Origin of the sequence: Blautia sp. HCP3S3_B11, assembly GCF_052064435.1 — a bacterium.
GTDB lineage: Bacteria > Bacillota > Clostridia > Lachnospirales > Lachnospiraceae > Blautia_A.
Genome location: NZ_JBQHVP010000026.1, coordinates 1 through 22,888 on the forward strand (window position 1 = coordinate 1; position 22,888 = coordinate 22,888).

Consider the following 22,888-nt stretch of genomic DNA (forward strand, 5'->3'; position numbering starts at 1 on the left):
AATCGCAGGAAGAATGATCTCAAGGAAATGTCAACATGTATGTAGTTTTGAAGATATAGTAAAAACCAGCTAGTAATTAGCTGGTTTTTTTTGTGTGGAAAAACAGGTATCTATATACTAACTGTTCATAGAAAATAGATGACCGTTTCTATAATAATATTTTTGTTCAGAAATGGCCTTCAGAAGATTTTATTACAATACATGATTCAGACGATGGTTTTGTTTCTTCTGAGAATGTAAAGGTAGAGTTGACAGAGAATGGAGAAGTTGGGAAGAACGTTAATATGAGTACTTGTGCTTTAAACAAACTGTAAAGCAGTTATGAGTAAGCAGCGAAGCGGATTGCCAATAAATAATCTGTTGCGCTTGAAAATGGAAATATATATAAATAATGAGACCCTCACTGTTATATTTATCTGGCAGTGAGGGTCTTGTTTTCCATAAAGAGAAGTAAGTCAATTAAGCAGATAAGGTCATTCACTTACGTTACGTGTTTTTATGCGGAATAACTTTTTGCAGTTTATTGGTACTTGCTTAATCTGGTTAAATAGAAATTATTTATAAAATAATTCAACAATCTTTAATACTACTTCAACAGCGATATCCATACCTTCTACAGTGATATGCTCATAAGGTCCATGGTAAGCGTGTCCGCCGGTTCCGAGGTTTGGGCAGGGCAGGCCCATGAAGCTTAACTGGGCGCCGTCTGTGCCGCCGCGGATCGGGGTAATCAGTGATGGGGTATTGCATTCTTTGCATGCGGCAACTGCGCAGTCAATCAGTTCCATGCATGTGTCAATGATTTCTTTCATGTTTCGGTATTGTTCTGTGATGGTGAGTTTCACAGTTCCGGTGCCCCATTTTTCATTTAAGATTTTGGTGATGTGTTGCATTGTTTTTTTGCGGGCTTCGAAGGAGGAGATATCGTGATCGCGGATGATGTAATCGAGAGTAGCACTTGATACATCGCCGTTCATGGAACAAAGGTGGAAAAATCCCTCATAGTCTTCGGTATCGCGTGGAGTATCGGCTGATGGAAGCATAGAATTAAACTCCATAGCGACTAATGCTGCATTTACCATGGTGTTTTTGGATGAACCGGGATGGACGTTGACGCCGGTAAATTCTACAACTGCTCTGGCTGCATTGAAGTTTTCGTACTGGATTTCGCCTTCTGTATCGCCGTCGAGTGTGTAGGCGTAATCTGCATCGAATTTCTTTACGTTGAAATGTGCTGGTCCCATTCCGATTTCTTCGTCTGGAGTGAATGCGATGGAGAGTGGTCCATGAGGAATATTTTTGCTGTTCAGTCGTTCAATCATGGTCATGATTTCGGCGATTCCGGCTTTATCATCTGCGCCGAGAATTGTGGTTCCGTCGGAAGTAATCAGAGTTCTGTCTTTTAAGGTTGAGAGATGAGGAAACATTTTCGGGGAGAGAATTCTGCCACTGGTTCCAAGTGCAAGTTCTTTACCGTCATAATCCGGAGTAACGATAGGAGTAACCGGATGATCGCAGAAATCAGATACGGTGTCCATATGTGCGATAAAACCGAGTTTTTTGCGAGATTCGTATCCGTTGGTTGCCGGAATGTGTCCATAGACATAACAATGTTCATCTACATTAGCGTCATCTACTCCCAGTTCTTTTAACTCCTGCACAAGCTGTCTGGCAAGGTCGAACTGGTATTGTGTGGATGGAGATGTATTGGTTTCTTCACTACTTGGGGTGAAGACTTTTACATAAGATAATAAACGTTCATATGCTTTCATAAATTTAATCCTCCTGGCTGAAGCTGGAATTGTATTTTGGAAAAAGCTTTCTGCCTTAATGAGTTAAGTATAACACGTTAATGAAATTGCGCAAAAAAATTCCTGCTTTTTGCAAATATTTTTTATATTAGCGTAATTATAGTGCATGGGATATATTTTTCTCTATATGGAAGATGTACTTGAGATATGCTAAAATGAATACAGGTGTAATTTTCTAAGCAGAAATTATTGTAGTGGTGGAGAAAATTACAGAAAAAGAATTTATAGCAATCTTGAGACTGCTATAGGAAAGGCAAGAGGGGGAAATGAAGAAAGAGGAAAAGTGCGCAATTCAGGAGAATGTCACAAAGAAGCAGAGTACAGAAGAACAAAGTCCGAAAGAATATAGTCCGTTGGAAGAAAGTACATTAAAAAGGAAACTGCAATATTATAGCGGTGAGATTCAGCGTGATGTGGGGAATCTTGTGAAATGGCTGATGATAGCAGTTGTTGTAGGATGTATTGTAGGGGCGGCCAGTACGCTGTTTTCTTTTGCGCTAAAAGGAGTGACCAGTTACAGGAAGGAAAATGGATGGACGTTTTATTTGCTGCCGATGATGGGACTGATCATTGTATTTTTGTATGAGAAGTTTGGCAAGGATGATGGAGGTACGAATCAGGTACTTTCTACAGTAAGATCACAGGATGATGTTCCGATTTTGTCGGCACCGCTGATTTTTATTTCTACGGCTCTTACGCATCTGGCCGGAGGTTCTGCAGGACGTGAGGGAGCGGCGATTCAGCTTGGCGGAAGTATTGCGAATCAGCTTGGAAGATGGATTCATCTGGATGAAGAGGATCGGCATGTGATTGTTATGTGCGGTATGAGTGCAGCTTTCTCCGCATTGTTTGGAACACCGATGGCGGCAGCTGTGTTTGCACTGGAAGTTGTAAGTGTGGGAGTTATGTATTATACGGCATTGATGCCTTGTATGATCGCTTCATTGGTCGCATCTGGGTTTGCTGCCGGAATGGGAGTTACGCCGGAGGCTTTTCATGTGGTGGATATTCCAGAGCTGACGATTGAGACTGGCTTGAAAATGGGAGTTGTGGCATGTGGATGTGCAGTGGTCAGTATTGTATTTTGTATGGTATTGAACGGTGTTGCAGGGGTTTATACAAGATGGATTAAAAATTCGTATGTCCGCGTAGTTGTGGGTGCCTGTCTTGTAATTGGAATTACATTGCTTCTCGGGACAACAGATTATATGGGAGCTGGTGCAGAACTGATTGAGAAAGCAGTGGAAGAAGGTCAGGCACGGCCATTGGATTTCTTCTGGAAGCTGATTTTGACCGCATTGACGATGCGTGCAGGATTTCGTGGTGGTGAGATTGTACCATCATTTTGTATCGGGGCAACGTTTGGATGTGTGATGGGAAACTGGCTGGGACTTTCACCGTCTATCTGTGCGGCATGTGGTATGGCGGCTGTGTTCTGCGGAGTAACGAACTGTCCGATTACATCGATTTTGATTGCATTTGAGATGTTTGGATTTAAGGGTGTTTCTTTTTATCTGATCGCGGTGTCTATCAGTTATGCGGCTTCAGGATATTATGGGCTGTATAAGGATCAGACGATCGTGTATTCAAAGTATAAGGCGAAATATGTGAATAGGCATACGAGGTTTTAAAGATATATTTATTCTGGAACTTCCGCATAAACAGACAGAGTCTGCATTGCAGTATTGGAAGAGTGAGATTATCCGTTTCAAGGAATATCTGGAGAAGAAATTTAAATTTGACCGTTCTAAGGTTCCGGCAGAGATTGATGCACTGACAGCGAAGGTAAAAGAAGAATATGCAGCAGGCAAGAATGAAGGAAAGAAACATCGTATTCTGATCACAGGATGTCCAATGGGCGGAGCTACGATGAAAGTTGTGAAGGCCATTGAAGAAAACGGCGGTGTGGTTGTTGCTTTTGAAAACTGTTCCGGTGCAAAGAGTGTGGACAGACTGATTATTCTCAGTCGGATATGGGACAGCTGAATACACGAATTGCTGCGTTGATCGAGATGCTGTAAACTTAACAGAACTGGTTATAAAAGCATGAGAATCTTTCAAAAATAGAAAGAGTTTGCATGCTTTTTGCATTGCAGGAAAGATTAAGAAATGGTAAAGTAAATGCTGTGCTGTAAAATTAAAAATAGGATTTTACTATAAATAAGTGGCAGTTACGGAGATTAAGGATAACGCTGCGAATGAAAAACCTATGAAAAATTGAGGGAAAGAAGGAGAATTTTACTTGGAAAAAAATAATCAAGGTACGCAGGAAGCGAACTCACTGGGACAAAATCCACTTGGTGTAGTACCGATGGGTGGACTGATCGCAAAGTTTGCGATTCCTGCGATTATCAGTATGCTGGTCAGCGCAATGTACAATATTGTGGACCAGATTTTTATCGGACAGGGTGTGGGAATGCTGGGAAATGCAGCTACCAATGTGGCATTTCCTGTTACGACGATTGCCACTTCACTGGCGTTGCTTCTGGGAATCGGAGGTGCGTCGAATTATAATCTGGAAATGGGAGCAGGACGGGAGAAGAAGGCCAGTGGGATTGCAGGTACGGCTTTATCTTCACTGGTAATCAGTGGTGTGATTCTTGCGGTGATTGTTCTGGTGTTTTTGAAACCGTTGCTGACATTGTTTGGGGCAACTACGGATGTGATGCCGTATGCGGTTGATTATACAGGAATTACTGCATTTGGACTTCCGCTTTATATTTTGTCTGTTGGCGGCAATCATGTTGTCAGAGCGGACAGAAGCCCGACTTATTCTATGACTTGTATTATGATAGGTGCGGTTATCAATACGATTCTTGATCCATTATTTATTTTTGTATTTGGCTGGGGAATTAAGGGCGCTGCATGGGCAACTGTGATTGGGCAGATCGTTTCTGGAATTCTGGTAGTTGTATATTTTTGGAAATTCCGAAATATGAGTCTGACAAGTGAGATGCTGAAACCGAGAATGAGATACCTGAAGGCAATTATTTCACTGGGGCTTGCTTCCTGTATTAACCAGATTGCCATGGCAATTGTGCAGATCGTGCTGAATAATATTCTGCGTTATTATGGCGGAAATTCGGTTTATGGAAGTGATATTCCGATTGCGTGTGTTGGAGTTATTTCTAAGGTAAATCAGGTATTTATGGCTATCTGCATTGGAATTTCTCAGGGAAGTCAGCCAATCTGGGGATTTAATTACGGAGCGAAAAAATATGACAGAGTTCGACAGGCGTATCGTTATTCTGTAACTGCCTGTACGGTAATCGCAACGATATTCTTTTTATGTTTCCAGCTGTTTCCACACCAGATTGTGGGGATTTTTGGAACAGGAAGTGAGTTGTATTTCCAGTTTGCGGAACGTTATCTGAAAATCTTTATGTTTATGACATTTGCAAATGGAATTCAGCCAATGTCATCCGGATTCTTTACATCTATTGGAAAAGCGAAGCTGGGTATTGTTATGTCGCTGACACGACAGGTAATTTTCCTGTTGCCATTGATTGTTATCTTCCCGTTATTTATGGGAATTGATGGCGTGATGTATGCAGGTCCGATCGCTGATGCTGCGGCATTTGTGCTGGCGATTGTGTTTGCCAGAAAAGAGTTGGCGAAGATGCGTGGAGTAGAAGCGTAAGAAACTTAAGAGATATAATAGAGTAGCAAAAGTTAAATGTTATAAAAGCATACAGAATAAGAAATTTTTTATTTTAGTAAAAGAAAAAGTCCTTCCGAGATTAACGAGATAAGAATTTATCTGAAGCATCTGGAAGGACTTTTTTAGATAAGGGGGTATTTTTAAGTCGCTTTCAATACATAGTTTTACACGGAATAACTGTTATGCAGTTTATTCGGAGAGACTTACTTGATTCGGCTAAAAAATATCCTGCGGTGCAAGATTATAAAACTGATCGAACAGTTCCACCTGGAAACTTCCGGGACCGGAGCTGTTTTTTTCTGCTTTTTCCCCGGCAATGCCAAATTCTGTAGCAGCAGATACGGCAGCAGTGAACGGATCGGTAACTGCCAGATAAGTAGCACAGATCATTCCAAGCATACATCCGGTTCCGGTAATCTGCGACATGGCAGGAGTGCCGCGCGTAATGAATGTACATTTGTCGGCTGAGACAACCATATCTTCTTTTCCGGTAATAAGGAGTGTGGTGTTCCACTGAGCTGCTTTTTCCTGGAAGAGTTCCAGCAGGTGGAAACGGTTGGCGTCTGTGAGCGTATCCTGTGTACCTGCGTCGATACCGATCGCGTGAGCGGTCTGTCCGGACATCGCAAGGAGTTCGGACATATTTCCTTTTAGAAGTTCTGGCATATGAATGCTCATAAGTTTTTGCGCAAATTCATAGCGAAGAGTGCTACATGCAGTTCCTACCAGATCGAGCATGACTGGAATGTGAATGATGCCAGCAGTTTTTAAGGATTTCGGCATGGACTCCATACGGGCATCGGTGATGTTCCCGAGGTTTAATGCCAGTGCCTGCGCGTGGCTGGTGATTTCGGCTACTTCCGCAGGGTGTTCTGCCATGATTGGGCGGCCTCCTGCCGCCAGGATGATATTGGCACAGTCATGGATAGAAATCGGATTAGTGATGCAGTGAATCAGCGGCTGTGCTGCTCTGGTAAGTTGTCTGGTTCTTGTCTGATTTTCGATCATATACTTTTGCTCCAAGGCTTTGCTGAAATTTGGCAAGCATTCCTGAGTGGCTTAATGCTTTCAGGAAGAAGTAGGCGATGGTACCGCCCATGCAGGTTGCTGCCAGAAACATTGGTGTGTAAAAGAATGCGTTCAGTCCACTTCTTCCCATAAGAAATGCCATGACAGGATAGGAAACCAGAGAACCGATAATGCCGGTTCCGAAGATTTCACCGATCACTGCGCAGATGATTTTTCCATGGGATGCGCGGTAGAAAACACCGGATAAAAATGCACCGAATACGGCACCTGTCAGTGCCAGTGGTGGGATACCCATAAACATCATACGGATAATTCCGATGAGAGTGGCACACAGAAGTGAATACCATGGTCCCAGAAGTACGGAACAGACGATGTTGATCAGGTGTGCGGTCGGGCACATTCCCTCGATTCTCAGAATTGGTGAAATGACTACGCCGATGGCAACCATCATGGCGAGCATGACCATTCGGAATGTTTTTGCTCTGTCTGTGTTCATTGTGAACCTCCTTAAGTTGTGGAATATAAAAAATCTGCCGGAATAATACACTGGCAGATTTCGATTCATTCATACATTCCCTACGCTGGCATTATCCATATCAGGTGCGGTCGAAGATATATCTTCCTCTCAGCCTGTTACACAGGCTCCCGTTGTTATTATCCATATGCAAATTTTTTACTGCTGTTAGAGCGTGTTTGAAAAATCTCCCATAAATTGTGACGCATATCTTGTAGAAAGCCTTTTTCAAACACGCTCTAGGGTAACACAACAGTATGGAAAAGTCAATGAGAGATGATTGTAACTGGTTTTGGTTCGTGTTACAATTTAACCGAATCAAGTAAGTCCCCTGCTTCAATTGCGAGAAGCAATAAGCAGTGGGTGGGACTTGCTTGTATCAGGAGGGGTACAAGCCCCTCCTGATAAACTGCGGAGCAGTTATTCGGTTATGAGCAAGTAGCGAAAGCGGATTGCGAATATCCGATTGACTCAAATCAAACAAGCAGCGAAGGCGAATTGTGCATATTCGCCTGGTCTGTAAACTAAGGTCAGGAGGATACGGTCATGGCAAAAAAATTTTGCATTACAGGAACTTGTGTTCCGGAGAAAACTGTAAATGACTGGAGCAGCCCTCTTTCTGAAAAGTTTCCAATGCGTTCGCTTGGAATGAAAATCACATTTTTCTTTCTTTTCTCGGACTGCTGAGAGAGAAATATCTGAAATGGCAGCAGGGGAAGGATTCTACATTTCAGTCAGTGGTTCTGGCAGGTGTGTATGATGTAAAAACTTTAAAACTAAAACTGCATCCACAGGAGGAATCAAAGTATAACAGTCCATGGAATATAGCAGTAGATTTTCGTCTGGACATGAGCTTTTCAGTTAAAGATATTGAAAGCATGCTGAATGAATATGAGCAGGATTATCAGACGGGAATGAATATCCGGGAAATCAGTCAGCTGATTTATGATTATACAAGCGGTTACCCGTATCTTGTTTCGCGGATATGCCAGATTATGGATGAGAGGATTTTGGGAACGGATGAATTTTTGACAAATGTGTTGGTATGGACGAGGGCAGACAGGAGGAAAAATAATGTTGACGGAAGTTGACTTGCACAACATAATATAGATATAAACACTGTTCAGATAAATTTTGTACGGTAAAAACGAAATAAATGGAGGGATTTTTACATGAAGGTATTAAACTATGGCTCATTAAATGTGGATTATGTATATTCTGTGGACCACATTATTGTAGGCGGTGAGACTCAGCATTCGTCTAAGCTGGAAGTTTTCAGCGGCGGAAAGGGACTGAACCAGTCTATTGCTCTGGCAAAGGCGGGAGTTCCTGTTTATCATGCCGGGATTGTTGGAACAGATGGGGATATTCTTCTGGATGCATGTAAGGAAGCAGGGGTAGATACCAGATATATCCGCAGAATGCCGGTAAAAGGCGGTCATACCATGATTCAGGTAGATAAGAATGCGCAGAACTGTATTATTCTTTATGGTGGAACTAATCAGATGCAGACGAAGGAATTTGTGGATGAAGTTCTGGCAGATTTCGGAGAGGGCGATTACCTGATTTTACAGAATGAAATCAATATGCTGGACTATATTATTGACCAGGCTTATGAGAAAAAGATGAAAATTGTAATGAATCCGTCACCGTTTGATGATAAGCTGAGTACCTGCGATCTTAGTAAGGTGTATCTGTTTCTTTTGAATGAAATTGAAGGAGAGCAGATTACCGGATTTAAAGATAAAGATCAGATTCTGGATGCCATGGCAGAGAAATTCCCAAATGCCTGTTTTGTACTGACATTGGGCAGTGATGGGGCAGTTTATTATGATGGGAAAGAGAAAGTTTTCCAGGATATTTTTAAGGTAAAAGCGGTGGATACCACAGCGGCCGGTGATACGTTTACAGGATACTTTATTGCGGCAACTATCGAAGGAAGAAGCATTCAGGAAGCTTTGAGAATGGCTGCAAAGGCATCTTCCATTGCAGTTTCAAGACCGGGAGCGACACCGTCTATTCCGGAAATTAAGGAAGTAAAAAAGGAACTGGGAATCAAGTAAGTCCTTTGTTTCAATTGTGAATATCCGCCTGACGCTATTTATATCTGTACCGAATCTTCGGTTCGTGTTATGATTAACGGGTAAAAGACAGGTTGCATATATTATAGCAGTGTTTGTAAGTAGTTTAGACTGAAACGTAATATGTAAAATGTCAGGACAGAAAGGCAGGTTAAATCTGATGAAACAGGAAAATTACATAAAGGGTATGATAATGATCATCCTGTCGGCGTTTTTCTTTGCTTGTATGAATGTGAGTGTGCGTCTGGCAGGTGATTTGCCGTCAGTGGAGAAGAGCTTTTTTAGAAATCTGGTGGCGGCGGTGTTTGCGGCGATTATTTTGTGCAAAAATCGTACGGCACCGAAGGTTGATAAGAAATATTGGGGACCGTTGGTTCTTCGTTGCGTCTGCGGTACGTTGGGGATTCTTTGTAACTTTTACGCGATCGATCATTTATTGGTGGCAGATGCTTCGATTTTGAATAAGTTGTCTCCGTTTTTTGCAATTATTTTTTCTTTCTTGTTGTTAAAGGAGAAAATTAAACCAGCGCAGGCAGCTTGTGTGGCGTTGGCATTTATCGGCTGTCTGTTTGTGGTGAAGCCGGGATTTCATAATGCAGCACTGATACCGGCACTGATTGGAGTGTGCGGTGGACTTGGAGCTGGAATTGCGTATACGATGGTTCGTGTGCTTGGAACGCATGGTGTGAAGGGACCGGTCATTGTGTTTTACTTTTCCTTCTTCTCCTGTCTGTCGGTGGTTCCATGGATGGTATTTCATTTTACGCCGATGAGTATGAAACAGCTTGTCACATTACTGATGGCCGGGCTGTTTGCTGCAGGTGGGCAGTTTACAATTACGGCGGCTTATACTTATGCACCAGCTGGAAAAATTTCTATTTTTGATTATTCGCAGATTATTTTTGCAACGTTGCTGGGATTCTTCCTGTTTGGGGAGATTCCGGATAAATACAGTTTTACGGGATATGCGTTGATCATTCTCGCATCTTTAGGAACATTTATTTACAATATGAAGATGGCGCACTAGAGTGTGTTTGGTTATGGATACAAAAAAAGAGAGCCCACTTTCCAGCTCATATATAAAGGTTTTTTTAGAGAAATTTTGGCTGTTACTGAGAACGGAGTAAACAGTAAGTTTTGGTTACTATCTGATTATAGATAGTAACCTTTTTTATATTGAATTTATACTCCTACAGGAGTATATTAATGACAGGAGGTGTCTATGGAAAAAATAATTTATCATGGTTCGGATCATATCATAGAAAAACCAAAATACGGATATGGAAAACCCTATAATGACTATGGTATAGGTTTTTACTGTACGGAGAATCCCAATATGGTGAAAGAATGGGGTGTTGGGATAGACCACAATGGCTATTCAAATCAGTATAAAATGGAATGTGAAGGACTTTCGATTTTAAACCTGAATAAAGACTATACAATGCTGCATTGGCTGACAATCCTGTTGGAAAATCGGGAATTTGATGTATCCACACCTCTTGCAGCTGAAGCAAAAGAGTATTTGATACAAAACTGTCATTTAGATTACCTGTCATATGATATCATTATTGGATACCGTGCAGATGACAGCTATTTTTCTTTTGCATCTGATTTTATTAATGGTGCAATTTCTTACAGACAATTATCGAACGCCATGCGTCTGGGAAAATTAGGGCAACAGTTTGTATTAAAAAGCAGGCAGGCATTTGCGAGGTTAGAATTTCTGGGATATGAAACCGCAGATTGCAGAGAATGGTATAAGAAGAAATCTTTCCGTGATAAATCTGCCCGGCGTCAGTATTTTGACGTGGAAAGAAATCGCAGACAGCGGGGAGATTTGTATATAACAACAATTCTGGATGAGGAGATGAAAGCAGATGATCCACGCTTACGATAAGAGTTACCTTTCTAATGCGCAGAAAAATCTGGCGGGGATGTTGGACTATCTGGTGAACGATCTTGATAATTCGATAGAAACTGCATGGAAATATTTCCTGACCAGTGAAATGGCCTTTCGATTTGAGAATGGAGACTGTTCTGTAATTGCCGGAAAATCGGGAGTTGAGATTGCTTATGCAGTGCTTGGGGAAGCCGGGAAAAAGTTTCCTTCGGTTATGAGTAGGTATTCGTATAATAGAAGTCAGGAGTACTGGACCGGATGGGTACTTGCCTATTATCAATGGGATACAGGACTGGCGTTCTCGGATATTGAGAATGCGATTCCTATTCAGGAAATACGAATGCTTTATGAACCATATCATGAGATGGATATCAGGCAACTGACAGATCGTCTGAATGAGTTATATCGTATTGCAAATCCGGATACCAAATTGAAAGATTTACGAAAACTGGCAGGGCTTAGTCAGTCAGAACTGTCTGCAATGTCCGGTATTTCGGTACGCACGATTCAACAGTATGAACAAAGACAGAAGAATATTAATAGGGCACAGACAGAAACGTTGCTTCGTCTGGCAAAAGTTTTATGTTGTGAGATAGAGGAACTGATGGAAAAGGTTTGACCGGATCAGGCAGAAAAAGAGAGGACAAAAATAAAAGATGAATAATACAGATAATGAAAACAATAAGGTGTTACGTTTATATTTTGCCAGTGACTATATGGAAGGCGCACATCCTGCGATTATGCAGAAACTGGTGGAGACAAACCTGGAGAAGACTGTAGGATATGGGTTGGATCCTTATACAGAGAGTGCGAAAGAGAAGATCAGAACAGCTTGTAATGCACCGGATGCAGATATATTTCTGCTAGTGGGTGGAACTCAGACGAATGCAACGGTGATCGATGCACTACTGAAATCTTATCAGGGAGTTGTAGCGGCAGAGACAGGACATATTGCGACACATGAATCAGGAGCGATTGAATTTGGTGGTCATAAAGTACTGACATTACCGCAGAAGGATGGGAAAATCAGAGCGGCGCAGATTGAAAAGATGGTAAAGGATTTCTATGATGATGCCAACTATGAGCATATGGTAATGCCTGGAATGGTATATATTTCTCAGCCGACAGAGTATGGAACTTTGTATTCAAAAGAGGAGTTAACCGAAATCAGTAAAGTATGTCGGGCAAATCATCTGCCGCTTTATGTGGATGGAGCACGTCTTGCCTATGCACTGGTAAGTCCGGAGAATGATGTGACGTTATCGGATCTGGCAGAGCTTTGTGATGCATTTTATATTGGTGGTACGAAATGTGGGGCATTATTCGGCGAAGCGGTTGTGATTCCGCAGAAAGGATTGATTCCGCATTTCTTTACGATTATCAAGCAGCATGGTGCATTGCTTGCGAAAGGCAGGATTGCAGGGATTCAGTTTGATGAGCTTTTTACAGATGGATTTTATGAGCGAATTGGTAAACCGGCAATCGATGCCGCAGAGCAGATTAAAGAAGCGTTGAAGAAGTTTGGATATAAACTTGCTCTGGATACACCGACAAATCAGATTTTCTGTATTGTGTCCAATGAGGTAATGAAAAAAATAGCCCAGGATGTGGAATTTGGATTCTGGGAAAAATATGATGAGACACATTCCGTAATCCGATTTGCCACAAGCTGGGCTACTACGATGGAAGATACACAGAAGTTGATTCGATTGCTGGATGATATTAGAAAATAAAAAATGATTAATTTACAGGCAGCATGAGAGCCATCGTGGCAAAGAGTAAAGTAGATAGACCAAGTGGACTTAAATACCTTGGATTTGGATTCTACTTTGATTCAAAAGCATACCAGTACAAGGCAAAACCATATGCAAAGTCAATAGCGAAGTTTAAGAAGAGAATGAAAGAACTCACCTGTCGCAGTTGGGGAGTTAGCAACAGCTACAAGGTTGAGAAAGTCAATCAGCTCACCAGAGAACGGATTAACTATTTCAAGATAGGAAGTATGAAAACACTCTGTGCAAAGCTTGATTCAAACATTCGATATAGACTGCGTATGTGTATATGGAAACACTGGCAGATATAAAATAAGCAGAACAGGTGGAGTCAGAATATAGAAAAGGATATGTATATATTCAAAGTCATTTTGCCGGAATCATTGCTGAAACAGAAGAAGGATATACGTTTGTCTATGATAAAGATTATTTAAACAGAGAGGATGCAGTTGCAGTAAGCCTTGAAGCAAAAGGCATTTCATTAGACAGGATTCGAAAGTATGGATTGCATTTGAAGGGAAAAAAGTGTTGATAGGCAGAGAATAAGAATGTCACAGAGGGAAAATAAATGGATAAATTAAAAACCAGCAAAATATGGAACAGTAAATGGCCGGCGCTGATTCTTATGCTTGTGGGAGTCTGCTTTATGGGATATGGGATTTTCCGCGGAGAGCTGGCAGTGGTGTTTACAAAAGCCATTAATATCTGTATGGAATGTGTAGGAATAGGATAAATGAGTAATCAAAAGAACAGCGATAACAAAAGTAATAAGAAACAAAACACAAAAAATATGAAGATCAATGAGTGGCCCCGCCACGGAATCCAGGCACTGTGGGCGTTTATTACAAACAGTCATGTTACCGGCTTTGTCACAGGCAAAATTTACACAGGCAAATTGAAAAATGCCTGTGTTCCGGGCCTGAACTGCTATTCCTGCCCCGGTGCTGTTGGCGCCTGTCCTATCGGTTCTCTTCAGGCTGTGATAGGGAGCTGGAATTTCAAGATGGCTTATTATGTGGTGGGATTTCTTATCTTCATCGGAGCTATGGTGGGAAGACTGATCTGCCCGGCAGGAACACTGGAGGGCGGACTGCCGCTGGTACTTCTGAATAAATCCATGCGCAGTGCACTGGGCTGGCTGTACATATGGAAGAATGTGATCCTTGTCATAACGATCATTCTCTCTATTTTGATCTACCGTCCGTTTTGCAAATATATCTGTCCCCTGGGAGCACTTTATTCCGTATTTAATCCCATTTCCCTGTATAAATACAGAGTGGATAAGGATAAGTGTATAAAATGCGGAAAATGTGCAAAGGCATGCCAGATGATCGTAGACCCTGTGGAAAACTCCAACAGTCCGGAATGTATCCGCTGCGGCAGGTGCAAGAAAGTTTGCCCGACAGATGCAATCCAGTGTGGAATCAGAAGAACACCTGACAGACTATAAAAAGTAGTCTGTCAGGTGTTTTTGCCTGTTTATAAATAAATACATTCAAATTTTAGTAGGCATAACGGAAAAAGTACGGTAAAATAGTTAGAGTGCAGAAAGTATTTTTCCAAAATAAAACAAAAGGGGGAGGGCCATGTCCGAAGTAAAGAATAAGAAAAAGAAATCAAGTATTATTCAGGTCAGTATTGGTGTTCTGGCAGTTATTCTGGCTATCCTTATTATCATAATGATGGGAATTGTCTCAGATATTCAGGGAACGGCCCGTATTGTAAATTATACCGGTTTAGTCAGGGGAGAGACACAGAGACTCATAAAACTGGAGCTTTCCACGCAACAGGAAAATGAGATGATCCATGAGATAAGAACTTTTATTGACGGTTTGCGAAATGGAAATGATGAATTAAATCTTGTACGTCTCAATGATGTTGATTTTCAGAATAAAATGCAGGAACTGGATGATAAATTCTCTGACCTGTATAAGAAAATTTATCTTGTGAGGTTCAAAGGAGCCAGAAACACAGATATTATTCCGGAAAGTGAGGAGTTTTTTGTGATCTGCGATGAAGCAACAGGCCTGGCTGAAAAATATTCGCAGAAAAAAGCCACATCCTTATCATTGCTTGAGAAATATATCGCAGCAGATATTGTTGTGCTGATGCTGTTGATCGGATATGAATTCATCAAAGCAATACAATATGCTGCAATGAATCGTTTACTGCAGCGAAAGGTATATCTGGATGATGCGACAGGGCTTCCGAACAAAAATAAATGTGAAGAATTACTGAGTGAGGAAGAACCGGGTGCAGATACCGGTGTCTGCAGTTTTGATCTTAATAATCTCCGGCGTATTAATGACAGCAGAGGTCATGAAGCCGGTGATGCCTATATTCGTAGATTTGCCATCTGCCTGCGGGCTTCCATGCCGGCAGAGCAGTTTGTGGGAAGAGCAGGTGGAGATGAGTTTCTTGTAGTTACCCATGGACTGGACAGGGAACAGCTTACACAGTGCCTTGAAAAGGTGCGCAGGGATATGACAGAGGAATCCAGAGTGTATCCGGATACTCCCCTAAGCTATGCGGTGGGATTTGCACTGGCCGGCGATTTTCCCGGAAGTACAATGAGAGAGCTGTTTAATTGCGCAGACAAGAACATGTATATTAATAAAAATCATGTGAAATGGGAAGAAGCTGCTGCAGAAAAACATCAGGGATATCAGCTGTTAAAGCTGCTTAATCAGCATGGCAGTAATTTCTCGGATTGTCTGTACTGTGATGCCAGGATGGATACTTATCGGGCAATCCGTTCCAGTGAAAATTTTTTCCTGGCCTCTGATGGTGCATATTCCGGAGCAGTGGAACAGATCATAGAGGAACAGGTTGAAAAATCCAGTCAGGCAGATATCCGCGAAGGACTGCAGATTTCGGAACTTCAAAAGAAGATGCATACGAAGAAAGATGTGCTGGAATATGAGTATAATGTCGGGAAACAGGAGGCATATAACCGTCTGACACTGATTCCGGTGGACTGGGATGAGGACAAAAAGCTGCATCATTTTCTTCTGGCATTTGAAACCATCCGAAAGACTTCTGAAGGTCAGACAGGTGCAAAAGAGCAGCTTCAGCTCTATTATGAACAACTGAAACAGTCAATCCTGGAAAATGACAGCTATGTGGATGCACTTCTGGAATTGTCAGATGTGATCTATACAGTAAATCTGACAAAGGATGTTCTGGAAAGAAGAATCGCACTGAATGGAAAAGAACAGAAGAGCCGGGAACTTTTTATGGACTACCCGCTTCCATGTTCTTATCAGGATTATTGCTGGGAATATGAGAAAAAAATCACTCAGGAAACAATTGCCGGTTACTGTATGACAGATAATTGTGAAAAGCTTCGTAAGAGATTTGAGAACGGAGAAACAAATATGTCTGTGGAATATTGTGCCCGCGAAGACGATGGAAGTATCCGCTGGGTACAGAAAACAGTTCTGATGACCAGAATGGTGGTGTTTGATACAGAAATTCTTGCTGAGGTACCCATGATCTATGCGATCATTCTGCTGCAGGATACCACACAGAGACATGAACGGGATGAGCAGGAACAGGCGCGCCTTCAGGCAGCATTCAATGAGATGCGTGCCGAGAGCAGGGCAAAAACCAATTTCCTCAGCTGCATGAGCCATGATATCAGGACACCTTTGAATGGTATTATTGGTCTGTTAAAGATTGATGAGACTCATATTGAGGATAAAGCACTGATACGGGAAAATCATAAAAAGATGAAGATAGCAGCGGATTACCTGCTTTCCCTTATCAATGATGTTCTGCAGATGAGCAAAATAGAGGAGGGTCATATTGTTCTGACACATGAATATATCTGCCTCAAAGACCTGATCTATGAGATTGAGAGCATTATCACGCACAGGGCAGCAGATGGGGATATTCAGTGGATTTATGAGAAAAATAAGGAGGATATTCCTTATCCGTATGTCTATGGAAGCTCACTGCATCTTCGTCAGATTTTTTTGAATATCTATGGAAACTGTATTAAGTATAACCGACCGGGAGGAAAGATTACTACGGTAATGGAGGCAGCAGATGTACATGATGGAATCTGTACATACAGATGGACGATTTCTGATACAGGTATAGGGATGAGTGCAGAGTTCCTGAGTCATATTTTTGATCCGTTCTCACAGGAAAAAACAGATGCCCGTAGTGTTTATCAGGGAACCGGTCTGGGAATGGCGATCACTAAAGGCTTGATTGAGCAGATGAATGGAAGTATTGAAGTGACAAGTCAGGTGGGAGTTGGATCTGTGTTTGTCATTACCATTCCCTTTGAGATTGCCCAGGAACAGAAAAAGGATGAGGAAATTGCAGAGAAATATGATATTCGTGGATTGCATCTGCTGGCAGCCGAGGATAATGAGCTTAATGCAGAAATCGTAGAAATGCTGCTGACAGATGACGGTGCGAAGGTTACAGTTGTAGAAAACGGCAGACAGGCAGTGGAGCACTTCGAAAGTAATCCTCCGGGAACCTTTGATGCCATATTGATGGATGTCATGATGCCTGTTATGGATGGTATTGCAGCAACAAAAGCCATACGTGCCATGGACAGGGCAGATGCAAAAACAATTCCGATCATTGCAATGACTGCAAATGCATTTGAGGAAGATGCCAAAAGATGTCTCGCAGCCGGCATGACTGCACATCTGGCAAAACCTTTCCAGATAGAAGATGTGGAGAAAACCATTGTGGAGTGCTGTGGAAAGTGATGTTATCTGTAAGGTTTGTTGCCATGAGTAAATTACATAATCAGAGTTAATAGTCTGGATGATGAAAATATGAGCAGAGAAAGGCGTGAGTCACAGAAATGTGGGTTGCGTCTTTTTTTGTCTGGTATTGTAAAGCGGTGTTAGATTTGTCGTAAATGTCGTAAATTTGTGGTCAAAAAATGATGAGAAATGCAAAATTACGAACTTGCTCATTTATAGTTGAGTATATAAGTCCATGTGGAGGGGAATAATACAGTAAAAAAATATTGATCTAGTAAGTTGGATTTTATTTCAATAAAAATATAAAAATAAATAGTTTTGGGACTGAAATCCAAAAACTATTGAATTTTTTATCACTTTTGGAATATAATTAGTAAAAAAGAAGGGAGCATTATTATGATTATAGAAAGAAAAGAATATTTAGAAAAACTGATAGCCTGGAAAGATAAGCAGTTGATTAAAATTGTTACAGGTGTACGACGTTGTGGAAAATCTATGCTTCTGGAAATTTATCGCAATTATTTAAAAGAGCATGGGATTGAGGAAGAACAGATTATTTCTATTAATTTTGAAGATCTTGATTATGAAGAACTGACAGATTACAGGAAATTATATAAATATTTAAAGGAACGTCTGATTGATGGAAAAATGACATATATTTTCCTTGATGAAATTCAGAATGTAACAGATTTTCCGAAAGTGCTGGACAGTCTTTATATTAAAAAAAACATAGATATTTATGTGACTGGTTCCAATGCATATATGTTGTCCAGTGAGATTGCAACTATGATTTCAGGAAGATATATTCAGATTGAAATGTTGCCGTTGTCTTTTAAGGAATATATGGAGAGTACTGGCAGTATGAATGACAGAGGAATCAAATATGCTGAGTATTTGCAGAATAGTTCATTTCCGTTTACACTGGAATTAAAAAATCAGCCAGATGAGATCAGAGATTATCTGGAAGGAATCTATAATACGATTGTTGTAAAGGATATTATAAACAGGAAAAAAATCACAGATACTATGATGCTTAAGAGTGTCTTAAGATTTGTGTTTGATAATATAGGAAATCCATTGTCATCAAAAAAAATTGCAGATACGATGACCTCAGAAGGGCGAAAAATTGATACAAAAACAGTGGAAAAATATCTGGAGGCTTTTAGCGAGAGTTATATTATATATCAGGCAAAACGTTATAATATAAAGGGAAAACAATATTTAAAAACTCTTGAAAAATATTATATAGTTGATATTGGAATGAGGTATATGCTTTTAGGGTCGAGGCAGGCAGATGCAGGACATGTTCTGGAAAATATAGTCTATCTGGAATTGTTACGTCGAGGATATGATGTGTATGTTGGAAAAATCAATTCATATGAAGTGAATTTTGTGGCACAGAATAAAAAGGGAACGGTATATTTCCAGGTGGCACTGACTGTACGAGATGAAAATACACTTTTGAGAGAATTAAGACCATTACAGGCGATACGAGATCATTATCCAAAGATTATCTTAACAATGGATGAAGAACCAGAAGAACAATATGAGGGAATTCGACGTATTAATGCCAGAGACTGGTTATTGGGGATTGTAGACTGAACAATGCAAATTCATGGTAATAATATATAAAAACAGAAGATAATCATATTGCAGAGAAGTTTCATGTGGAGAATAAGATGTCTAAAATGAACCTGCCAGAAACTGTGACTGTTGTGGTATAAACTTTTGTCATTTTGCATGGCTCGTAGCGTTCACAAATTCTTCACAAAAAATTAGCACTCACCTCTTGACAGTGCTAATAATAAGTGTTATATTACAGCTAGAACAAAGGAAGGGGAACAAAAAGAGAACAAAGAAATAAGTTCTATGAGATTCCTGATAACCTAAGTTCCAAAGAAACAAGGTAAAGATGCATAACTGAGAGTCCATCACATGTAGATGGACGGTATAGAAAAGGAGAGATGACTTATGTTGATGCCTAGTATTTTTGGAGAAAATTTATTTGATGACTTTTTTGGAGATTTTCCATTTTATTATGATGACAGAGCAATGAAAGATGCAGAGAAGAAACTTTACGGACGCAGAGCCAGCCACATAATGAAAACCGATATCAAGGAAACTGATAAAGGCTATGAACTGGTCGTAGATCTTCCGGGATTTACCAAAGATGAAGTAAAGGCTGACCTGGAGAATGGTTATCTGACTATCAGCGCTGAGAAAGGTCTGGACAAAGATGAGCAGGAGAAAGAGACAGGACGTTATATCCGTAAGGAACGTTATGCAGGTGCCTGCAGCCGTAGCTTCTATGTAGGTAAAGAAGTTGAGAAAGAAGACATTAAAGCAGAATTCAAACATGGTATCCTCACATTATTTGTACCAAAGAAAGAAGCAAAACCAGCAGTAGAACAGAAGAAAACAATTGCCATTGAAGGCTGATGAATAAATATTCTGACTGACCCGTTAAGGGTCAGCCAGAGATTAAAAACAGATATAAAAATAAAAGCTTACACTAAAAGATTGAAAATAAAAGGTTGAAAAAACCTGTAAAGATAGATTTGGAAAGTAAATCTGGTGAACAGATTTGACATATATAAAATATATTAGAAAAGGAGATATGACTTATGTTAATGCCTAGTATTTTTGGAGAAAATTTATTTGATGATTTTTTTGGAGATTTCCCATTCTATTATGATGACAGAGCAATGAAAGATGCAGAGAAGAAACTTTATGGACATAAAGCAAATCATGTAATGAAAACTGATATCAAGGAAATGAATAACGGATACGAACTGATTGTAGATCTTCCAGGATTTAAGAAAGATGAAGTTCATGCAGCACTTGAAAATGGTTATCTGACCATCAGTGCAGAGAAAGGTCTGGATAAAGACGAGAAAGAAAAAGAGACAGGACGTTATATCCGCAGAGAACGTTATGCAGGTGCCTGCAGTCGTAGCTTTTATGTAGGTAAAGAAGTACATCAGGATGACATCAAAGCAGAATTCAAACATGGTATCCTGACATTATTTGTTCCGAAGAAAGAAGCAAAGCCAGCAGTGGAACAGAAGCACAGCATCTCCATTGAAGGATAATAAATGCTAAGTTACAGCAACGGGAGGTCAAATCTTTTGGCTTCCCGTTGTTTGCATAATGAGGATTGCAGAAATATGAAGTCAGGAATGATTGCGTTAGAATGTGTTTATGAGGGAAGGTGATGATATTGAAAAGAGACTACTATGAAGTTCTGGGCGTGAACAAAAACGCAGATGCAGCAACGATTAAGAAAGCATACAGAAAACTGGCAAAGAAATATCATCCGGACAGCAATGAGGGAAACGCTTCGGCAGCAGAGCATTTTAAGGAAGTAAACGAAGCCTATGATGTTCTGAGTGATGAGAAGAAGCGTAAACTGTATGATCAGTTTGGTCACGCTGCTTTTGAAGAAGGTGCCGGTAATTATGGAAATGCACAGGGCAGCCCGTTTGGCAGCGGTTTTGGCGGAGCACAGGGCAATCCATTTGGCGGTGGTTTCCATGGCTCATACAGTGATGGCAATGGTTATCATGAATATCATTTTGAGAATGGCGAAGATATGGATGATATCCTGAAGAATCTCTTTGGTGGTGGATTTAAGAAGAGTAAATCATCCAGTGGTTTCGGAAGCAACGGTTTCGCTGGAAGTGGATTTCATGGAAGTGGTTTTGGTGGATTCGGAAGCAATGGAACTGGCGGCTTCGGCAGTGGCTTTGGTACAGGTGGAAGTGATTTCCGCAGTCAGGGCTTTGGCGGTTCTTACAGCAGCAAAGGTGAGGATCTTCATGCAGAGGTTACTGTCAGCTTTGATGAAGCTGCTTTTGGTGGCAAGAAGGTTATCCGCCTGCAGAGCAGCAACGGTGGCGTCCAGAACTATGAAGTCAATATTCCGGCAGGTATTGAATCCGGTAAATCTATCAGACTTAAGGGAAAAGGCTATCCGGGAGTGGGCGGAGGTGAAGCCGGTGACCTTCTTCTGAAAGTAAATGTTCAGGATAAACCGGGATATAAACGGGAAGGCAGAGATGTTTATACAACTGTAAATATCCCATTTACAACAGCAGTATTTGGTGGTGAGGCGAAGGTTCACACCATTTACGGTGATGTTCTCTGTAACATCAAACCGGGTACTCAGTCCGGAACGAAGATACGTCTGAGAGGTAAAGGTATCGTTGCCATGAACAATCCGTCTGTACATGGCGATGAATATGCAACTGTACAGATTGAAGTTCCGACAAATCTGACACCGGAAGCAAGACGGAAACTGAAAGAATTCGAACAGGAATGTAATGGAAACCGCAGAAGCCGTGGATTTGGCAGCGGGAGTGCGGCGTGAAGAGTAATCAGAAATATTTTTGAACATATAGTGAATCAATTTTACAGAGAAACGAAAAGGATACATGCACAGTAACATTACCGTGTATGTATCCTTTTAGCATAATAGGGAAAAATATTCTATGAGCTTTTTCTGATATAGAATATTGTTTATCTGGGTTCTTTTCCATCACGGAAGAGCATCATCATTTCCTTGGTCAGGCTGATATTATTGCCCTGATCCGGGATTTTGTCACGTTCTACCCACTGTGCCATGGAGAGTTCTTCATGGTCAACGGTCAGGGTATCATCACCGTCTACATCACAGAAGAATCCAAACAGCAGAGAGCCGCTGAAGGACCATGGCTGGCTCTTGTAGTAGCGGAGATTTTTGACTTTCAGACCTACTTCTTCCATTACTTCACGGTGTACGGTTTCTTCGATGGTTTCTCCGATTTCTGCGAAACCTGCAATCAAAGCATAGCGTTTGAAGCTGCGTCCCTCATATTTGGAGAGGATGATCTTATCTTTGTTTGTAATCCCTACAATAACAGCAGGGCACAGAACCGGATATTCGTGATTGCCACAGGAAGGGCATTCCATCATACGTTCCTTCTGGCTGTGAACCATTGGTTTTCCGCAGCAGCCACAATGCTGACGATTGTTGTACCACTGGAACAACTGATGTCCTGTAATTCCTGCAAATGCCAGATGTTGCGGATGTGCAGTACGCAGGACACGTACATCCTGAAATTCATAGTCAGGAAGAAGTGCAGTATCCAGATGTGGGATCAGATAAAAGCGCTGGTTATCAATGGAGAAGAGGTAGATATAGTTCACATAAAGATTATCGAGCCTTCCCTCTAATTCCTGGAAACGTGGAAATGTGATTGCCTCTTCACGATTCTGTCGGGGAAGAAGAATTCTGCCATTTTCATAGGTGAGGATGAAGCTGTCTTTATCCGGGGCAGATGGTTTGTATTCGTTATGGTAAATATGTGGTGCGATGTCTTGAATCATAATGTAATAGTCCTTTTCTG

22 protein-coding genes, 2 pseudogenes and 1 riboswitch are annotated in these 22,888 nt (G+C 41.1%); of the genes and pseudogenes, 20 read left to right on the forward strand and 4 right to left on the reverse strand.

Annotated elements, in window-relative coordinates:
* Nucleotides 1–554 precede the first annotated feature (554 nt).
* Entirely contained in the window at nucleotides 555–1,772 is a 1,218-nt protein-coding gene (gene pepT, locus ACTNC0_RS16520; protein ID WP_441088244.1) for a peptidase T, read from the reverse strand.
* 305 nt (nucleotides 1,773–2,077) lie between these two features.
* Here pepT and ACTNC0_RS16525 point away from each other — a divergent pair, with 305 nt between their 5' ends.
* The 3 genes and pseudogenes from ACTNC0_RS16525 to ACTNC0_RS16535 all read left to right on the forward strand — a co-directional run bounded on the left by ACTNC0_RS16525 (nucleotide 2,078) and on the right by ACTNC0_RS16535 (nucleotide 5,451).
* Nucleotides 2,078–3,442 (forward strand): chloride channel protein, encoded by a 1,365-nt coding sequence (locus tag ACTNC0_RS16525; protein ID WP_441088245.1) that lies wholly within the window; start codon nucleotides 2,078–2,080, stop codon nucleotides 3,440–3,442.
* Nucleotides 3,438–3,770, forward strand: a pseudogene (locus ACTNC0_RS16530) (2-hydroxyacyl-CoA dehydratase); the annotation flags it as partial. The gene ACTNC0_RS16525 and the pseudogene ACTNC0_RS16530, both read left to right, overlap by 5 nt.
* A 352-nt stretch (nucleotides 3,771–4,122) precedes the next feature.
* Nucleotides 4,123–5,451, forward strand: coding sequence for an MATE family efflux transporter (locus ACTNC0_RS16535; protein ID WP_441088284.1), 1,329 nt, complete (start codon nucleotides 4,123–4,125; stop codon nucleotides 5,449–5,451).
* 237 nt (nucleotides 5,452–5,688) lie between these two features.
* On the opposite strand, the gene thiM is transcribed toward ACTNC0_RS16535, so the two are convergent.
* Nucleotides 5,689–6,480 carry a hydroxyethylthiazole kinase gene (thiM, locus tag ACTNC0_RS16540; RefSeq protein WP_441088246.1) on the reverse strand — a complete coding sequence of 264 codons (792 nt, stop codon included), beginning with the start codon at nucleotides 6,478–6,480 and terminating at the stop codon, nucleotides 5,689–5,691.
* Nucleotides 6,410–6,997, reverse strand: a complete 588-nt coding sequence (thiW, locus tag ACTNC0_RS16545) for an energy coupling factor transporter S component ThiW (protein ID WP_441088247.1) — start codon at nucleotides 6,995–6,997, stop codon at nucleotides 6,410–6,412. Before thiW ends, thiM begins: the two co-directional genes overlap by 71 nt.
* A 59-nt stretch (nucleotides 6,998–7,056) precedes the next feature.
* Nucleotides 7,057–7,160: riboswitch (TPP riboswitch) on the reverse strand.
* Nucleotides 7,161–7,190: 30 nt separating this feature from the next.
* On the opposite strand from thiW, the gene ACTNC0_RS16550 reads away from it, so the two are divergent.
* The 17 genes and pseudogenes from ACTNC0_RS16550 to ACTNC0_RS16630 all read left to right on the forward strand — a co-directional run bounded on the left by ACTNC0_RS16550 (nucleotide 7,191) and on the right by ACTNC0_RS16630 (nucleotide 21,870).
* Complete coding sequence (locus tag ACTNC0_RS16550; RefSeq protein ID WP_441088248.1) at nucleotides 7,191–7,295, forward strand: DUF6783 domain-containing protein; 105 nt, start codon at nucleotides 7,191–7,193, stop codon at nucleotides 7,293–7,295.
* A 266-nt stretch (nucleotides 7,296–7,561) separates the two neighbouring features.
* Complete coding sequence (locus tag ACTNC0_RS16555) at nucleotides 7,562–7,702, forward strand: hypothetical protein (RefSeq protein ID WP_441088249.1); 141 nt, start codon at nucleotides 7,562–7,564, stop codon at nucleotides 7,700–7,702.
* 65 nt (nucleotides 7,703–7,767) lie between these two features.
* Entirely contained in the window at nucleotides 7,768–8,106 is a 339-nt protein-coding gene (locus tag ACTNC0_RS16560; RefSeq protein WP_441088250.1) for a hypothetical protein, read from the forward strand.
* Nucleotides 8,107–8,187: 81 nt separating this feature from the next.
* Nucleotides 8,188–9,078 (forward strand): ribokinase, encoded by an 891-nt coding sequence (locus tag ACTNC0_RS16565; RefSeq protein WP_441088251.1) that lies wholly within the window; start codon nucleotides 8,188–8,190, stop codon nucleotides 9,076–9,078.
* Nucleotides 9,079–9,256: 178 nt separating this feature from the next.
* Nucleotides 9,257–10,123, forward strand: a complete 867-nt coding sequence (locus ACTNC0_RS16570) for a DMT family transporter (RefSeq protein ID WP_441088252.1) — start codon at nucleotides 9,257–9,259, stop codon at nucleotides 10,121–10,123.
* Nucleotides 10,124–10,318: 195 nt separating this feature from the next.
* A complete protein-coding gene (locus ACTNC0_RS16575; RefSeq protein WP_441088253.1) occupies nucleotides 10,319–10,993 on the forward strand; it encodes a DUF3990 domain-containing protein in 675 nt (224 codons plus the stop codon).
* Nucleotides 10,974–11,615 (forward strand): helix-turn-helix domain-containing protein, encoded by a 642-nt coding sequence (locus ACTNC0_RS16580; protein WP_441088254.1) that lies wholly within the window; start codon nucleotides 10,974–10,976, stop codon nucleotides 11,613–11,615. Before ACTNC0_RS16575 ends, ACTNC0_RS16580 begins: the two co-directional genes overlap by 20 nt.
* A gap of 37 nt (nucleotides 11,616–11,652) precedes the next feature.
* Nucleotides 11,653–12,729, forward strand: a complete 1,077-nt coding sequence (locus ACTNC0_RS16585; RefSeq protein ID WP_441088255.1) for a threonine aldolase family protein — start codon at nucleotides 11,653–11,655, stop codon at nucleotides 12,727–12,729.
* Nucleotides 12,730–12,767: 38 nt separating this feature from the next.
* Nucleotides 12,768–13,073: pseudogene (locus tag ACTNC0_RS16590) on the forward strand (group II intron maturase-specific domain-containing protein); the annotation flags it as partial.
* A gap of 20 nt (nucleotides 13,074–13,093) precedes the next feature.
* Nucleotides 13,094–13,300: a HipA N-terminal domain-containing protein gene (locus ACTNC0_RS16595; protein ID WP_441088256.1), complete on the forward strand. Its 207-nt coding sequence runs from the start codon at nucleotides 13,094–13,096 to the stop codon at nucleotides 13,298–13,300.
* A 36-nt stretch (nucleotides 13,301–13,336) separates the two neighbouring features.
* Nucleotides 13,337–13,501 (forward strand): CD1871A family CXXC motif-containing protein, encoded by a 165-nt coding sequence (locus ACTNC0_RS16600; RefSeq protein ID WP_291814583.1) that lies wholly within the window; start codon nucleotides 13,337–13,339, stop codon nucleotides 13,499–13,501.
* Nucleotides 13,502–14,218 carry a 4Fe-4S binding protein gene (locus ACTNC0_RS16605; RefSeq protein ID WP_441088257.1) on the forward strand — a complete coding sequence of 239 codons (717 nt, stop codon included), beginning with the start codon at nucleotides 13,502–13,504 and terminating at the stop codon, nucleotides 14,216–14,218.
* A 136-nt stretch (nucleotides 14,219–14,354) separates the two neighbouring features.
* A complete protein-coding gene (locus tag ACTNC0_RS16610) occupies nucleotides 14,355–17,501 on the forward strand; it encodes an ATP-binding protein (protein WP_441088258.1) in 3,147 nt (1,048 codons plus the stop codon).
* A 396-nt stretch (nucleotides 17,502–17,897) separates the two neighbouring features.
* Entirely contained in the window at nucleotides 17,898–19,103 is a 1,206-nt protein-coding gene (locus tag ACTNC0_RS16615) for an ATP-binding protein (RefSeq protein WP_441088259.1), read from the forward strand.
* A gap of 369 nt (nucleotides 19,104–19,472) precedes the next feature.
* A complete protein-coding gene (locus ACTNC0_RS16620) occupies nucleotides 19,473–19,940 on the forward strand; it encodes an Hsp20/alpha crystallin family protein (RefSeq protein ID WP_441088260.1) in 468 nt (155 codons plus the stop codon).
* Between the two features lie 185 nt (nucleotides 19,941–20,125).
* Nucleotides 20,126–20,593 carry an Hsp20/alpha crystallin family protein gene (locus ACTNC0_RS16625; RefSeq protein ID WP_008705425.1) on the forward strand — a complete coding sequence of 156 codons (468 nt, stop codon included), beginning with the start codon at nucleotides 20,126–20,128 and terminating at the stop codon, nucleotides 20,591–20,593.
* Between the two features lie 125 nt (nucleotides 20,594–20,718).
* Nucleotides 20,719–21,870 carry a DnaJ C-terminal domain-containing protein gene (locus tag ACTNC0_RS16630; protein ID WP_441044281.1) on the forward strand — a complete coding sequence of 384 codons (1,152 nt, stop codon included), beginning with the start codon at nucleotides 20,719–20,721 and terminating at the stop codon, nucleotides 21,868–21,870.
* A 149-nt stretch (nucleotides 21,871–22,019) separates the two neighbouring features.
* Here the strand turns inward: ACTNC0_RS16630 and nudC are convergent, their stop codons facing one another.
* Nucleotides 22,020–22,868 carry an NAD(+) diphosphatase gene (nudC, locus tag ACTNC0_RS16635; protein ID WP_441088261.1) on the reverse strand — a complete coding sequence of 283 codons (849 nt, stop codon included), beginning with the start codon at nucleotides 22,866–22,868 and terminating at the stop codon, nucleotides 22,020–22,022.
* Nucleotides 22,869–22,888 lie beyond the last annotated feature (20 nt).